Annotated in this window: 16 protein-coding genes and 1 riboswitch; of the genes, 11 read left to right on the top strand and 5 right to left on the bottom strand. The window is 68.7% G+C overall.

Features of this window, described 5'->3' with window-relative positions; translation table 11 throughout:
- The first annotated feature begins 52 nt into the window (after nt 1-52).
- The gene (locus EV137_RS16240; protein WP_134129859.1) at nt 53-1,156 is read left to right on the top strand and encodes a calcium:cation antiporter; all 1,104 of its coding nucleotides are present in this window, start codon (nt 53-55) and stop codon (nt 1,154-1,156) included.
- Here the strand turns inward: EV137_RS16240 and EV137_RS16235 are convergent.
- From EV137_RS16235 to EV137_RS16225, 3 genes are all read right to left on the bottom strand, one after another.
- Nucleotides 1,122-2,564, bottom strand: a complete 1,443-nt coding sequence (locus tag EV137_RS16235; protein ID WP_134129858.1) for an ankyrin repeat domain-containing protein — start codon at nt 2,562-2,564, stop codon at nt 1,122-1,124. The two genes, EV137_RS16240 and EV137_RS16235, sit on opposite strands and share 35 nt — an antisense overlap.
- Before the next feature lie 145 nt (nt 2,565-2,709).
- Complete coding sequence (locus EV137_RS16230; RefSeq protein ID WP_134129857.1) at nt 2,710-3,069, bottom strand: YybH family protein; 360 nt, start codon at nt 3,067-3,069, stop codon at nt 2,710-2,712.
- On the bottom strand, nt 3,066-4,103 hold the full coding sequence (locus tag EV137_RS16225; RefSeq protein WP_134129856.1) for an amidohydrolase family protein: 1,038 nt from the start codon (nt 4,101-4,103) through the stop codon (nt 3,066-3,068). Before EV137_RS16225 ends, EV137_RS16230 begins: the two co-directional genes overlap by 4 nt.
- 126 nt (nt 4,104-4,229) lie before the next feature.
- Here EV137_RS16225 and EV137_RS16220 point away from each other — a divergent pair, with 126 nt between their 5' ends.
- The 3 genes from EV137_RS16220 to EV137_RS16210 are packed head-to-tail and all read left to right on the top strand — an operon-like array spanning nt 4,230 to nt 5,719.
- A complete protein-coding gene (locus EV137_RS16220) occupies nt 4,230-4,655 on the top strand; it encodes a hypothetical protein (RefSeq protein ID WP_202871015.1) in 426 nt (141 codons plus the stop codon).
- 13 nt (nt 4,656-4,668) lie between these two features.
- Entirely contained in the window at nt 4,669-5,079 is a 411-nt protein-coding gene (locus EV137_RS16215) for a thiol-disulfide oxidoreductase DCC family protein (protein ID WP_134129855.1), read from the top strand.
- Nucleotides 5,051-5,719, top strand: a complete 669-nt coding sequence (locus EV137_RS16210; protein ID WP_134011747.1) for a TetR family transcriptional regulator — start codon at nt 5,051-5,053, stop codon at nt 5,717-5,719. Before EV137_RS16215 ends, EV137_RS16210 begins: the two co-directional genes overlap by 29 nt.
- Here EV137_RS16210 and EV137_RS16205 read toward each other — a convergent pair whose 3' ends face one another.
- Nucleotides 5,720-6,229: a DinB family protein gene (locus EV137_RS16205; RefSeq protein ID WP_238175362.1), complete on the bottom strand. Its 510-nt coding sequence runs from the start codon at nt 6,227-6,229 to the stop codon at nt 5,720-5,722.
- A gap of 194 nt (nt 6,230-6,423) precedes the next feature.
- Between EV137_RS16205 and EV137_RS16200 the strand changes: the two genes are divergently transcribed.
- The 4 genes from EV137_RS16200 to EV137_RS16185 are packed head-to-tail and all read left to right on the top strand — an operon-like array spanning nt 6,424 to nt 10,822.
- Nucleotides 6,424-8,103, top strand: a complete 1,680-nt coding sequence (locus EV137_RS16200; protein ID WP_238175361.1) for a DEAD/DEAH box helicase — start codon at nt 6,424-6,426, stop codon at nt 8,101-8,103.
- Nucleotides 8,104-8,126: 23 nt separating this feature from the next.
- On the top strand, nt 8,127-9,038 hold the full coding sequence (locus EV137_RS16195) for a phosphotriesterase family protein (protein ID WP_134129853.1): 912 nt from the start codon (nt 8,127-8,129) through the stop codon (nt 9,036-9,038).
- A 15-nt stretch (nt 9,039-9,053) separates the two neighbouring features.
- On the top strand, nt 9,054-9,419 hold the full coding sequence (locus EV137_RS16190; protein WP_134129852.1) for a DUF1304 domain-containing protein: 366 nt from the start codon (nt 9,054-9,056) through the stop codon (nt 9,417-9,419).
- Nucleotides 9,420-9,457: 38 nt separating this feature from the next.
- Nucleotides 9,458-10,822: an MFS transporter gene (locus EV137_RS16185; protein WP_134129851.1), complete on the top strand. Its 1,365-nt coding sequence runs from the start codon at nt 9,458-9,460 to the stop codon at nt 10,820-10,822.
- A gap of 288 nt (nt 10,823-11,110) precedes the next feature.
- On the opposite strand, the gene EV137_RS16180 is transcribed toward EV137_RS16185, so the two are convergent.
- The gene (locus tag EV137_RS16180) at nt 11,111-11,695 is read right to left on the bottom strand and encodes a LysE family translocator (protein ID WP_238175360.1); all 585 of its coding nucleotides are present in this window, start codon (nt 11,693-11,695) and stop codon (nt 11,111-11,113) included.
- A gap of 503 nt (nt 11,696-12,198) precedes the next feature.
- A riboswitch (cobalamin riboswitch) is annotated at nt 12,199-12,327 on the top strand.
- Nucleotides 12,328-12,361: 34 nt separating this feature from the next.
- Here EV137_RS16180 and EV137_RS16175 point away from each other — a divergent pair.
- From EV137_RS16175 to EV137_RS16165, 3 genes are read left to right on the top strand one after another with little or no spacing between them, the layout of a single operon-like run.
- Nucleotides 12,362-12,559, top strand: coding sequence for a CbtB domain-containing protein (locus tag EV137_RS16175; RefSeq protein WP_134129850.1), 198 nt, complete (start codon nt 12,362-12,364; stop codon nt 12,557-12,559).
- Between the two features lie 4 nt (nt 12,560-12,563).
- Nucleotides 12,564-13,304 (top strand): CbtA family protein, encoded by a 741-nt coding sequence (locus EV137_RS16170; protein WP_134129849.1) that lies wholly within the window; start codon nt 12,564-12,566, stop codon nt 13,302-13,304.
- Nucleotides 13,301-13,849, top strand: a complete 549-nt coding sequence (locus EV137_RS16165) for a histidine phosphatase family protein (RefSeq protein WP_134011771.1) — start codon at nt 13,301-13,303, stop codon at nt 13,847-13,849. Before EV137_RS16170 ends, EV137_RS16165 begins: the two co-directional genes overlap by 4 nt.
- Nucleotides 13,850-13,855 lie beyond the last annotated feature (6 nt).

Raw genomic sequence — 13,855 nt, 5'->3', positions numbered from 1 at the left:
ATCACTCGTGATCCGCCGGATGCCAAGGGGATTCCCGATAGGCTGTTTGAGGATGACAAACTCTGTGATCCAAGGGCTGCCGCGCTGGACGCTGGCCGTGCCGCCGCTCGCCTTCGTCGTCCTGCTCGGGACCTGGCACCGCGACCTGGGCGCGGTCCTGCTGATCCTGGTCTGTCTGGGGCTAGGTGCCGCGGTGATCGCCGCCGTGCACCATGCGGAGGTCGTCGCGCACCGCGTCGGTGAACCGTTCGGCACGCTGATCCTGGCGCTCGCCGTGACGATCATCGAGGTCGCGTTGATCGTCACGCTGATGGCGTCGGGTGGCGACAAGGCCGCGTCGCTGGCCCGCGACACCGTGTTCGCCGCGGTGATGATCACCTGCAACGGGATCCTCGGGCTGGCGCTCGTCGTCGGCTCGCTGCGGCACCGCGTGCAGGAGTTCCGGGTGCAGGCGTCGTATTCCGCACTCTCGGTGACGACCGCGCTGGTCACGCTAAGTTTGGTGCTGCCGACGTTCACCACGAGTGCGGAGGGGCCGCGGTTCAGCTCGGCGCAGCTGGCGTTCGCGGGGGTGACGTCGCTGGTGATGTACGGCGTGTTCGTGTTCATCCAGACGATCCGGCACCGGGACTACTTCCTGCCGGTCGCCCCGGACGGTGACGTCGACGAGGACGAGGACCATCACGCGGCCGCGCCGAGCGGGAAGACCGCGCTGCTGAGCCTCGGGCTGCTGTTCGTGTGCCTGATCTCGGTGGTCGGGCTCGCGAAGACCGTGTCACCGAAGCTCGAGTCCGCGGTGGAGTCGGCCGGTGCGCCGCTGGCCGTCGTCGGTGTCGTGATCGCGCTGCTCGTTTTGCTGCCGGAGACAGTTGCCGCAGTGCGCGCGGCACTGCGGAACCGTCTCCAGACCAGCGTCAACCTGGCGCTCGGCTCAGCGCTCGCCAGCATCGGGCTGACCATCCCCGCGATCGCGGTCGCCTCCATCTGGCTCGATGGACCGCTCATTCTCGGGCTGGGCGGCAAGGAGTTGGTGCTGTTCGCGCTGACCGTCGTGACCGGCATGTTCACGCTCTCGACCGGTCGGGCGACCTTGCTGCAGGGCGCCGTTCACCTCGCGGTGTTCAGTGCGTTCCTGTTCCTTGCGGTAAGCCCTTGAGGTAGTCGATCACCGATTGCTGGTGATTGTGCTCGGCCCAGCCCAGTGCGTTCGCGTTGTAGTTGGGGTCGCGTACGTCCGGGTCGGCGCCGAGTTCGATCAGTTTCTTGACTGTCTCCAGATGACCGTTGAGTGCGGCGCGGTGGATCGGCGCCGCACCGCCCGAGATCCGGCTCAGGTCGTACCCGAGTCGCTGCAAAGGTTCCATCGCCACCGCCCGCCCGACCTCGGCGGCGCGAACAGGCAGGTGCGGGGTGCGGGCGACCGCCCGTGCGGCCAGGTCGGCGTCGACGTCGGGCGTCTCACCGCGCATCGCCGCGGCGTACACCTCATGGATCTCGTCCAGCGGCGCGGCACCTCGAGCCCGGAGCAGTTCGGCGATCTCGGTGTGCCCTTGTACGGCGGCCAGCTCGTACGGGCGATGGCCGCCGAACACCGGGTGTCTGGTCCCGACACCCTCCGGGTCGGTGCCTTGGGCAAGTACCAGCTCGGCCCTGTGCAGCAGGCCCGCCCAGGACGCGAAGACCAGCTCGTCCTCGAGCAGTTGCTGCGGGGTCGGGTGCGCGGTCGTCATCCGTTCGTGCCAGGGGCCGCCGTCGCCGCGGCCCAATCCGTACTCCAGCAGAAGTTCCAGATGCACGTCGTCGTACGGCGGGGGACAGCCGGGACCGCAGTTGTACATCGTCTGGCTGTCGTTGGGGTCGGCGCCGGCGTCGAGGAGGAGTCGGGCGAGCTCGACGCGATGCGCATGCGGTGGTTGATCGCCTTCGCCGCGGCCGAAGACGCCGGTGAGCGCGGTGAACGGTGACGGCATGCCCTGCCAGAGGTAGCCGGCGTTCGGATCGGCGCCGTTCTCGAGCAGGAGGCGGGCGATCTCGAGCTGGTTCGGTGCGTCCAGGCGGTTGTACGTGAGGTAGAGGAGCGGTTCCCAGCGGTACGGTCCGCCTTCGGTGCTCGCCTGCGCGAGGTTCGCCCGTACGCCGTTCAGATCTCCGGCCACCACCTGGGTGTAGATGTTGCTCTGGGCAATCTCCGGGTAACGCTCCAGGAGCTTGCGCGCGGACTGTTGGCGAGCTGGATCGTCCTGTCCGTAGTGCAAGGTCGCGAGGCGGAGGAACTCGTCGGCCCGTTGTTCAGGTGTATCGAGCGGACCGCCGACGGACTGCCGGTGGGGTGAGCGGCTGTAGCGGTCGACGAGCTCGAGGTGCCGCACGATCCGCGGCCAGCTGGGGAATCCGTAGCTGCGCGCGATCACCAGCTGTGCGTCCGCCAGTGTCTTCACCGGATGGAACTCCGCGGCCAGTGCGAGCGCTGCGCTCTCACCGGCGCGGACGCCTTTGAGCAGGGTCTTGGCCTGACCGCGCAGGTGATCGAGGTGCGGGTCGGTCGGAAGATTTCGGGTCGGCATCGCCGACCTCCTCTCTACGAGCCTGCTGTCCGCATCGTCAGGCGAGAAAGGAGGTGAACTGGTGCCACACCACAGCGATCGTCCAGGTGGGCTGAGCCCTTCCCGCGGACCGGTGGCACCCCGAAGCGCCTACCGGCAGACTAGCTCAGCGCGGCTTTTCCATCCACCATTCGGTGAACTCGTAGGCGCGATCCTTCTCCAGCCGGATCACCCAGAGGTTGCTGAACTCGCCCGGCGGATTGGTCAGGTACGTCGTCCAGCCGCGGACGAACGCGACACCGTCGCCGAACCCGAGCACCTCGTACTCGAACGTCGTCTCGCCGGGCGCGTCGGCAAACTCGAGCCAAGCCGCCACGATCGCGTCCCGGCCGGTCACCGGCGGCTCGTCCGGCCGCCGGTACCAGGCGGCGTCCTCGGTCCAGAGCGCCGCGATGTCCTTGGGATCGTTGCTCTCCCACGCCTTCCGGTATCTGTCGACCCAACGGTCGAGATCCTTCTCCTTCACGAGACCCGCCGCTGGTTGAGGACAACCGCCGCCGGAGTCGCCAGTACGTCGGGATGCTCGCGCGGATCCGCGTCGTACGTGACGAGGTTGCCGGTACCGCTCAGCCCGAGAAAGTCTTGCGCGCCGGTCGAGGCCGCGGTGATCGCCTGCTCCACGGTCAGCCCGTGCCTGACGAGCTGGTCGATCTCGGCGGCGACGGTGCCGACCACGTCGGATCCGGTCAGCACGCGCACGCCGTACCGCTCGGCGAGCGGGAGGATCGAGGCGAGGTACGCCGACCGTTCTTCACGCCTGGCCTTGCGCTCCGGGGTCTCGTCCGGGCTCGGACTGACGGACGCGCAGAGCGTCGGTGTCCACGCACCGCCCCTCGCGCCGAGCGCCTGCAGGTCCTTCTCGGTGAGCGCCGTACCGTGCTCGACCGAGTCGATACCGACCCGGATCAGCTCGCTGACGTGGTCGGTGTTGACGTGTGCCGCGACGCGGACGTTGCGCGCGTGGGCCAGCTCGACCATCGCCTCGACCACCTCGATTTCGTACGACGGGCTGACCTTGCTGCCGCGGATCGGGCCGTCCGGGCCGACCTCGGGGAAGTCGCCGACCAGTTTCAGCCAGGTGGCGCCGGCGGCGATCTCGGCCTCGACCGCGGTGAGCAGGTCCGCCGGGGCGACCGGCTCGTACGCGTCGGGGAAGTACCGGCCGTTCGGGGCGAGGAACCGTCCGGCCGCGAGGACGAGCGGACGGTCGGGGTCCGCGGTCCGGGCGAGTTCGAGGGTGATCTCGCGGTTGCCGCCGACGTCACGGACAGCGCTCACTCCGGCTTGGGTGAGTTCCGCGAGGCGCTCGGCGGCGAGGTCCGCGCCACGCAGAACCGGCCCGTTCGGACCGGTCGCCAGCGTCAGGTGGCAGTGCGAGTCGACCAGGCCCGGTACGGCGTACTGCCCGGGAAGCTGCTCGCTCGACGAGTCCTGGCCGAAGGACAGGCGGGCGGTGTCGCCGGAGGGAAGGACGGTTCCTTCGAAGACCCAGGTCGTCATGGTCGCCATTGTGGCCCAGGGGAGATCCAGATCACGTGCCGCTCGACTTGAACATGTTCAAAAGAGCGGCGTACGGTCAGGACAGGAAGAGTTGAACGTGTTCAAGAAGTGGGGACGATGATGGACATGACAGTCACGACGTACCTGGTCTACCTGCTGATCGCCGTGCCGCTGACGATCTGGGTGGCGCGGACGCTGAGCCGGAACGGGCGGATCTTCCTGGTCGACGTGTTCCACGGGAACGCCGAGTTCGCCGACGCGGTGAACCGGTTGCTGGTGGTCGGGTTCTACCTGATCAACCTCGGGTTCGTGACGCTGTTCCTGCGCAGCGGGAGCAAGGTGGTGGACGCAAGCGGGGTGTTCGAGCAGCTCAGCGTGAAGCTCGGGATCGTGATGCTGGTGCTCGGGGTCGTGCACCTGACGAACGTGTGGATCTTCAACAAGATCCGGACCCGCAGCCGGCTCGACAGCATGACCCGGCCGCCGGTGCCGCCGAACGACAACATCCAGCCGATCACGATGACCGAGCAGGCCGCGCGGTACGGCTATTGAAGGCCGCCGGGTCGTGCGTGAGTTGACGGTTCTGTACGACGCCCACTGCGGAATGTGCCGCCGCTTCAAGGACTGGCTGGCGGCACAGCACCCGGCGCCGGACGGGTACGGCGGGGTGGTGCGTCTGCGGTTCGTCGCGGCGGGGTCGACGGATGCGCGGACGCTCTACCCCGCGCTGGATCATGACGCGACGCTGCGGGACGTGACCGTGGTCGCGGACGACGGGTCCGTGTACGTCGGCGATCGCGCCTGGATCGTGTGTCTGTGGGCCACGGGGGAGCACAGGCACACCGCCGTACGGCTGGCGAGCCCGGCGATGCGGCCGGTGGCGCGGGCGATCGTTCAGGCCGCGGCGGGGCTGCGGCGGTTGAGTGGAGGTGATTACGCTGACGGGTGTGACGGACAGTGCGACCGCGAAGGGTGAGCAGACGCGTGAGCTGATCCTGTCGACGGCGTTGCGGTTGTTCCGGGAGCAGGGGTACGGGAAGACCACGATGCGCGCGATCGCCAACGAGGCGGGCGTGTCGGTGGGGAACGCGTACTACTACTACGGTTCCAAGGATCACCTCATGCAGGCGTACTACGACCTGCTGCAGGATCAGCACCGCGAGGCGGTCGAGCCGATTCTCGCGACCGAGAAGGCGTTCGTGCCGCGGTTGGCCGGCGTACTGCGGACCTGGCTGGACGTGTCCGCGCCGTACCACGAGTTCGCCGGCACGTTGTTCAAGACGGCGGCCGATCCGCGGAGCCCGTTGTCGCCGTTCAGTGAGGAATCGCGTCCGGCGCGGGACGCGAGTGTCGAGGTCTTCCGGCGGGTCGTCGACGGTTCCGACCTGAAGCTGGCCGCCGACCTCAAGGCCGAGCTGCCCGAACTGCTCTGGCTCCTCCAGATGGGCGTGGTCCTGTTCTGGGTCCACGACCAGTCCGAGGACGTCCGCCGAAGCCGTGCCCTGATCGACCGGGCCGTCCCGCTTGTCGACCGCCTGCTCCGCCTGACCCGCATCCCGGGCGTCCGAGGCGTCACGAACGACATCGTCGGCCTGATCAACTCGATCAAGCCGTAGTCATTCGCCGGTCGCGCCGTCGATGCGTTCGCGGAGCAGGTCGGCGTGGCCGTTGTGGCGGGCGTACTCCTCGATCATGTGGAGGTAGAGGTAGCGGAGCGAGTACGGCGGTTCGTAGCCGGGGCGGAGGAACGTGTCGTCCAACGCGTACTTCGCGGCCAGGGCGTCCGAGGTCTTGACGATCTCGCGGAACTCGGCGAGATCCTGCTCGGCCGCGGCGGGATCGGCGAGGTCGAAGTCACCGTCCGGGTACTCGGCGGACCAGTGCTTCGGCGGCGAGTCGTGGGCCGCCAGCGCGCGATGGAACCAGTACTTCTCGACCTCGCTCAGGTGCCGGACGAGTCCGATCAACGACATGCTGGACGGCTCCACGGCGCGCTGGACGAGCTGCTCGCCCGTGAGTCCGGAGAGTTTCCACAGCAGCGTTCCGCGGTGGTAGTCGAGGAATCCCTGCAGCAGTACCCGCTCGTCGGCGACCGTCGGAGGGTCGACCCGAAACTGTTCCGTCACGTGCAGAACCTACCCGTGTGACGAGCGTCCCGTGAGAAACGGCCCTGTCGTGCCGTAGACTGATGCCGACGGCCCGCCCAGTTCTGCCTCGGGCCGGTGAGCGCAGCTACTGTGCGCCAGCAGTCGACCACCACGCGCCGCGGCCCGACGGCCGCGCCGGGCAGGACGACCCCCCGAATTTTTGGAGTACCACTATGGCGGCTGGCCGCCTCACGTCTACAACCACGTCCAACCAATCCGCCTCCCGGTCCGGCAAGCCCGCCGGGCAGTCACGGCCGCGGCGCCGGCGCCGTTCCGGTGCCGGACGCAACCAGCAGTCCCCTGCCACCGAGCCGCAGCTCGAAGTTGTCGTCAGCAACGATGACGAGGTGACCGAAACGGTTGCCCCCGACAACCGCAGCTTCGCGGAGCTCGGTGTACCCGATCGGCTGGTGGCCACGCTGGCCGCCGCCGGCGTGTCGAACCCGTTCCCGATCCAGGCGGCCACGTTGCCGGATTCGCTGGCCGGCAAGGATGTCCTCGGCCGCGGACGGACCGGGTCGGGCAAGACCTACGCGTTCGTGCTGCCGGTTCTCGCGCGGCTCGCGGCCGGCGGCACCAAGCGCCGTCCCAACCATCCGCGCGCGCTGATCCTCGCTCCGACCCGCGAGCTCGCGACGCAGATCCAGGCCTCGATCACGCCGCTCGCCGACGCACTCGGCCTGCGCTCGATGACGATCTTCGGCGGTGTCGGTCACGGCCCGCAGATCACCGGCCTGCGCAAGGGCACCGACATCGTCGTCGCCTGCCCCGGCCGGCTCGAGGACCACGTCCAGGCCGGTCACGCGAAGCTCGGCGCCGTCGAGATCACCGTGCTCGACGAGGCAGACCACATGGCCGACCTCGGGTTCCTTCCCGCCGTACGCCGGATTCTCGAAGCAACGCCCGCCACGGCGCAGCGGCTGCTGTTCTCCGCCACGCTGGACGCCGGCGTGGACGTTCTCGTACGGCGCTTCATGACCGACCCGGTCACGCACAGCGTCGACTCGGCCCGTTCGCCGGTCTCCCAGATGACGCACCACGTCCTGCACGTCCAGCCCGACACCCGGCTCCCGGTCCTCGTCGACCTGACCGCCGCGCCGGGTCGCTCGCTGGTGTTCACCAGGACGAAGTACGGCGCCAAGTCGCTCACCAAGAAGCTGATCGCCCAGGGCGTCCCAGCGGTCGAGCTGCACGGCAACCTGTCCCAGGGCGCCCGCACGCGCAACCTGGAAGCCTTCTCCGACGGTACGGCGAAGACGCTGGTCGCCACCGACATCGCGGCCCGTGGCATCCACGTCGACAACGTGACGCTGGTGATCCACGCTGATCCGCCGATCGAGCACAAGGCGTACCTGCACCGCTCGGGCCGTACCGCCCGCGCCGGCGCCGAGGGCACCGTTGTCACCCTGATGACCGACGACCAGGTTCGCGACGTCCGCGACCTGACCCGCAAGGCCGGCATCGCTGCCACGGTCACCAAGCTCAACGCCGACCACCCGCTGCTCGCCGAGTTGGCTCCGGGCGAACGATCCTTCGTCGAGCCGACCTCCAGGCCGGTCCAGCAGGACCGCGTCGCGAGCTCGGGCGGTAGCGGATCGGGTCGAGGCAATCGCCGCCGGCGCGCTTCGGGCCCCGCTCAGCAGGCGACTGGCAAGCGGTCAAGCCAGACGGGTTCCGGCCAGGCGACTCGTGCGGCCGGTGGCTCGCGGAGCTCCGGTCGCTCCAAGTCCCGCGCCGGCTCGGGCGGCCCGAAGAGCTACAGCACGAGCACTCCGGGATCGGCGGCTCGTCCCGCCGGAGCCGCTGCGTTCTCCGCAGGCTCGCGCGCCGGCACCTCCCGCCGAGGCCGCTGACCCGCTGAAAGGCAGAGGTACTGATGCGGATCCGTACGGTCCTGAACGATCTCGTGCCGGAAGCGTTCGGCGTCACCGACTCGCACGACCACCTGTTCTTCCGCTCGGCTGCCCTCCCAGGGCAAGAGCTGGACGACGAGGCGGCAGCGGTTGCCGAGGTACGGGCGTTTGCGGACGCGGGCGGCCAGGCGATCGTGCAATGGACTCCGCACGGGCTGAACCGGCAAGCTGGTCTTCTGCCCGGAATCTCAACCAGCACAGGCGTTTCGATCGTCGCCGCGACCGGCCTGCACCGGCGCGAACACTACCCGGACGGGTACGTCGACAAGGTGCAGGACCAGCTGGCCGAGATCTTCGTCCGCGAGCTGACGACAGGCATCGGCGACACTCCGGTCCGTGCCGGGCTGATCAAGGTGGCCGGCGGGTTCCACGTCCTCGACGGACATGCCGAGCTGGTGATGCGGGCAGCGGCTGAGGCCCATCACGCGACCAACGCGCCGATCGCCGTCCACCACGAGCTCGGTTCCGCCGCAGACGCCGTACTCGATCTGCTCGTCGACCAACTCGACGTACACCCGGCCGCTGTGATCCTCGGGCATCTCAACCGGTTTCCCGACCATCGGGTACATCTCGAGCTGGCGCAGCGAGGTGCGTGGCTGGCGTTCGACGGACCGTCGCGGGCCAACAACGCGACCGATCCACGGCTGACCGATTGCCTCGCGGCGCTGATCGACGCGGGGTACGCGGACCGCCTGCTGCTCGGCGGCGACACCACGACGGCTCGCGCCCGGGCCGCGACCGGCGAGGGTCCGGGGATGCCGTACCTGCTGACGCACCTCAGGCCGCGGATCACGCGGTACTTCGGTGCGGACATCGCCGACGCCGTGTTCCGGAACAACCCGGCGCGCGCCTTCGCCACGGATTGGCGGGCGTAGCGGTACCTTCCGGGCATGAGCGTGATCGCGCAGATCTTCGTGGGTGTCGCGGGTGTGTTCCATGTGGTCGTGTTCGCCATGGAGAGCGTGCTGTTCCGGAAGCCGAGCACCTACCGGCGGTTCCTGGTGAAGGACACCGAGGTCGAGACCGCTCGGCCGTGGGCGTTCAACCAAGGCTTCTACAACCTGTTCCTGGCGATCGGTGCGCTCGGCGGGCTGATCTGGGGCGGCGACAAGGGCCACGCGATCGCGCTCTTCGCATGTGCGTGCATGGCCGGCGCGGGCATCGTGCTCCTCGCCTCCGACCGTCGCATGCTCCGTGCCGCCGCCACCCAGGCGGTGCCGCCGATCGCCGCACTCGTTCTCGCCGCGATTCTCTAGTTGACTTGAAGTGCACTTGAGCAACGATGGTCGTCGTCATGACCACCGTTGCCGAGCCAACTGTTGAGACAGGCGGCGTCCTTTCACCGCAGTACCGCGCACTGACCATCGGGATGGTCGCGCTGATCACCCTGGTCGCGTTCGAGTCCCTGGCCGTCGCGACCGCGATGCCGACCGTTGCGCAAGCACTCGACGGCCTGAACCTGTACGCGCTCGCGTTCGGCGGCCCGCTCGCCTCCGGTGTGGTCGCGATGGTTGTCTCCGGCACCTGGAGCGACCTGAAGGGCCCGACCCGTCCGCTCTGGCACGGTACGGCGTGGTTCCTGGCCGGGCTGTTGATCGCGGGTCTGGCGCCGTCGATGGAGATCCTCGTCGCGGGCCGCATCATCCAAGGCTTCGGCTCCGGCCTGCTCACGGTCGCGCTGTACGTCGTCGTGGGTCAGCTGTACCCGGCCCGTCTGAGGCCCCGGATCTTCGCCGCGTTCGCGACCGGCTGGGTCGTGCCGTCCCTCGTCGGTCCCGCGATCGCCGGCCTGATCGTCGAACACTCCAGCTGGCGGCTCGTGTTCCTCGCCGTACCGGCGATCGCGATCCCGGCCGCGCTGGTGATGCGTCCCGGCCTGGCTCGCGGGAGCGCGTCCGACGTACGTCCGGGGAAGCTGTGGGACAAGCGGGCGCTGTGGGCAGTCGCGGCCGCCGTGGGTGTCGGGCTGCTGCACTACGGCGGGCAGCAGCGTGGCGTCGTACAGAATGTGCTGCTCGTGATCGGTCTGGCGGGGGTGATCGCGTTCGGGCCGCGACTGTTGCCGTCCGGGACGTTCGCGTTCGGTCGTGGGCTGCCGTCGGTGATCGCGCTGCGCGGGCTGGTGGCGGCGTCCGGGTTCGGCGCCGAGGTGTTCCTGCCGTTGATGCTCACCCGGGAGCGCGGCCTGTCGCCGGCGCTCGCCGGTCTCGTACTGACGGTCAGCGCACTGAGCTGGTCCGCCGCGTCGTGGTACCGCGGCCGCCCGAACCAGCGGTTCTCGCACGCGGTCTTTCTGCAGGTCGGCATGCTCGCGATCCTGGTCGGCATCGTCACCGCGGCACTGACGCTCAACCCGGACGTGCCGGTGCTGGTGGGCATCCTCGGTTGGAGCCTGACCGGTCTGGGCATGGGGACCGTGTTCCCGACCCTGTCCGTGCTGGTCCTGGAGTACTCCGAACGCGACGAACAAGGCGCCAACAGCTCCGCCTTGCAGCTCAGCGACTCGTTGTCGACCGCAACGATCCTCGCGATCGGCGGATCACTGTTCGCCGCGATGGAACCGCACTCCGCCGTACTGGCGTACCTAGTCGCCTTCGGTCTGCCGGCCTTCCTCGCACTCCTCGGCGTACCAGCAGGCCGCCGTACCGCTACCGCCTAAGTACTTGCAGCGCGTGTTGGAACTGGATTTTGTGCATCTCGACAGTACGTATACGTCCACTGCCCGGGAATCCGGCCCGCCGCCCGGTGTGCGGTGGCGGGTAGTAGACGTATACGTACTGTCGAGATGCAGTTTCGGAGGAATGCGTCCGCACGTGCCCGCGGTCGGTCGGGTGTTGGAGGAAGAGACATCCTGTGGGCGCTGCGGACAAGGAATACCCGGTGCGAGCCCACCAGAACCTGTCTCACGGCCGCAGTTCGCCATACATGGGGCACACAGGAGACGCACTTACTCCTTAGAGCCGGTGACCGCGATGCTGGCGCCGAGGCCGATGATCATGAGGCCGCCGGTGCCGCCGACCAGCTCGAGCCGGCGCGGTGAGCGAGCGAACCACTCGCGCGCTGTGCCGGCCACGAACGCCCACACGCTGTCCGAGCAGAGCGCGATCAAGATGAAGATCAGCCCGAGCACCAAGATCTGCGCCCACGCCGGCGCGCCGGCCCCCTTGTCGACGAACTGCGGCAGCACAGCAGCGAAGAACACCGCCGTCTTCGCATTCGTCACCCCCACCAGGAATCCCTGGCGGATGGTCCGCCGGGTAGTACTCGGCTTCGCCGTACCGCGCATCGCCTCGACCAGCGACTTCCGCGAGCGAAACGCCTGCACCCCGAGAAAGATCAGGTACGCCGCGCCCGCGAGCTTCACCACGGTCAACGCGATCGCACTCGCCGCGATCAACGTCCCGAGCCCGAGCGACACCGCCCCCAGCAGAATCGCGGCCCCGAGCGTGTTCCCCACCATCGTCAGCACAGCTTCTCGCCGCCCAACCGCCAGCGCCCGCCCGACAATGAACAGCACACTGGGCCCTGGCACAACGATGATGATGAACGCAGTAATCGCAAACGCAAGCAAGTGATGAGCGGACGGCATGTCGTCCAGGGTAAGCGCGACGGGCGGATGTGGTCAGCCCAATTGTGCGAAGCGCAGGAGCTTGCTTCGTCGCGAGGCTCCTCAGCGCAACGGCCCTGCGCGCTACCCACCCCCGCTTGGCGCGGTGCGCCGCCGAGTCGTGGAAATCGGCCCAGAAACGGGCGAAAAAAACGACCACGATCCACGACTCCGGGGGTCGGGAGCCAAACGACACGACTCGGTGGTCGGAACAGGTGCGGGGCCGGGAAGGGGGTCCCACCTCCCGTCCACATCTCACCTCCCGTCCACATCTCACCTCCCGTCCACATCCCACCTCCCGCCCACGGCCTCCCGCCCATTACTCCCTCTGCCCACACCACCGCCCCGTCCACACCACCTCCGCGCCGGCGGGGTGGGGGTGGGATAGGTCACCGGCGCGCCGTGGTGCGTTGACCGGGGGGTGGGGTGGCCCCTACGGTTCGAGGGTCAACCTGCGGTGCCATGAGGGAAGCCGGTGAGAAGCCGGCGCGGCCGCGCCACTGTGATCGAGTTTCGGCTCGTAAGTCAGGACGCTCGGGCACTCGCAGCCTTTCTAAGGGGACGCGCACTTCCCCAGGAGGTTCAGTTCAGATGGCAGTTCCTGCCCAGTCGGTCGCCGTACCGGCGCTCTCTTCCAAGCTTCTCGCCGCCGCGCTGCTCAGCGTCGGTGTGATGCTCCTGCTCGCGTATCTGGTCGGGTTCGACCAGGGTGCGGTCTCCCGCTCCGGCATGTACCTGCACGAGCTGATGCACGACGGTCGCCACCTTCTCGGCGTTCCCTGTCACTAACGACATGCGCACCTTCGGATCGCTCCTGGTGCGCGGACTGGTCGTCGGACTCTTCGCCGGCCTGCTGGCCGGAACGTTCGCCTATGCGGTGGGCGAGTCGCGTGTCGACGCGGCGATCGCTATCGAAGAGTCCGGCGGTCACGCGCACACTCACGCTCATGAAGAAGACCACCACGAGGACCCGCTCGTCAGCCGGGACGGCCAGCGAGCCGGCCTGTTCCTCGCGACGAGCCTGTACGGCGTTGCGCTCGGCGGGCTGTTCGCGGTCGCATTCACACTGCTCCGCCGCAAGCTCCGGACCGGGAACGACGCGTACGCCGCGCTCGGACTCGCCGCGGCGGGGTTCGTCGGCATCGTGCTGGTCCCGTTCCTCAAGTACCCACCGAATCCGCCCGCGGTCGGTGATCCGGACACGATCACCCGCCGTACGGTCACCTATCTCCTGACCCTGGTGATCGGCCTGCTCGCGGTCTGGGCCGGTGTCGCGCTCTCCCGGTGGGCGGCGCGGTACGGCGAGGTCGCCCGGCTCGCGGGTGGTGTTGCCGGGCTGGTCGTCACCGTGGTGGCGGCGTACCTGATTCTGCCGCGGATCAACGAGGTTCCGGAGACGTTCCCCGCTACGCTGCTGTGGCAGTTCCGGTTCGCCTCGCTCGGTACGCAGGCGACGCTGTGGCTCCTGCTCGGATTCGGGTATGCGGTCGCGGTGGACCGCCGGCCGATCCGATCGAAGGTGGCTGCCGCTTGACGGCTCTCACAGTGCTTGCGCACGCCCTGACACCCACGTTGCGCGGACTCGTACTCGGTGGGGACGCCGAGCCGGATCCGGCGAGTCTCGAGGCGGCGCGCGAGCTGAAATTGTCTGCCGATGCCGTGTACGCCGGGCCGGAGCAGGCCGCCGTACGCACGGCCGCCGTACTCGGGCACGACCCGGTGGTGGAGCCGGCGCTGCGGGATCGTGAGTACGGCGAGTGGACCGGGCGCGAGCTGGAAGAGCTACTCGCGTCCGAGCCATCGCGCACCCCGGCATGGCTCGAGCGGCCGCACACCGCCACGCCCGGTGGCGAGACCGAGAACGACGTGCTCGCCCGGGTTGCCGATTGGTTGGGCGATCTCGCGGCGCGGGAGCACGGTTCCGCGCTGGCGGTCGTCCATCCGGCGATCGTCCGCGCGATCGTCCTGTACGTCGTCGACGCGCCCGCGGAGTCGCTGCGGCACGTCGACGTACGCCCATTGGCCACGGTCAACCTCTCGTACCACTCCGGCAACTGGTCACTGGCCTTCACCCCTTAGGCCTGA

This window comes from Kribbella pratensis (assembly GCF_004366075.1).
Lineage (GTDB): Bacteria > Actinomycetota > Actinomycetes > Propionibacteriales > Kribbellaceae > Kribbella > Kribbella pratensis.
Note: the sequence above shows the minus strand (reverse complement) of the source record. Positions and strands in the feature narration are given on the sequence as shown.

Bases quoted from the DNA above. Each gene is read 5' to 3' on its own strand.
- EV137_RS16240 (WP_134129859.1), top strand. From the start codon at position 53: ATGACAAACTCTGTGATCCAAGGGCTGCCGCGCTGGACGCTGGCCGTG.
- EV137_RS16235 (WP_134129858.1), bottom strand. From the start codon at position 2,564: ATGCCGACCCGAAATCTTCCGACCGACCCGCACCTCGATCACCTGCGC.
- EV137_RS16225 (WP_134129856.1), bottom strand. From the start codon at position 4,103: ATGACGACCTGGGTCTTCGAAGGAACCGTCCTTCCCTCCGGCGACACC.
- EV137_RS16220 (WP_202871015.1), top strand. From the start codon at position 4,230: ATGACAGTCACGACGTACCTGGTCTACCTGCTGATCGCCGTGCCGCTG.
- EV137_RS16200 (WP_238175361.1), top strand. From the start codon at position 6,424: ATGGCGGCTGGCCGCCTCACGTCTACAACCACGTCCAACCAATCCGCC.
- EV137_RS16195 (WP_134129853.1), top strand. From the start codon at position 8,127: ATGCGGATCCGTACGGTCCTGAACGATCTCGTGCCGGAAGCGTTCGGC.
- EV137_RS16190 (WP_134129852.1), top strand. From the start codon at position 9,054: ATGAGCGTGATCGCGCAGATCTTCGTGGGTGTCGCGGGTGTGTTCCAT.
- EV137_RS16185 (WP_134129851.1), top strand. From the start codon at position 9,458: ATGACCACCGTTGCCGAGCCAACTGTTGAGACAGGCGGCGTCCTTTCA.
- EV137_RS16175 (WP_134129850.1), top strand. From the start codon at position 12,362: ATGGCAGTTCCTGCCCAGTCGGTCGCCGTACCGGCGCTCTCTTCCAAG.
- EV137_RS16170 (WP_134129849.1), top strand. From the start codon at position 12,564: ATGCGCACCTTCGGATCGCTCCTGGTGCGCGGACTGGTCGTCGGACTC.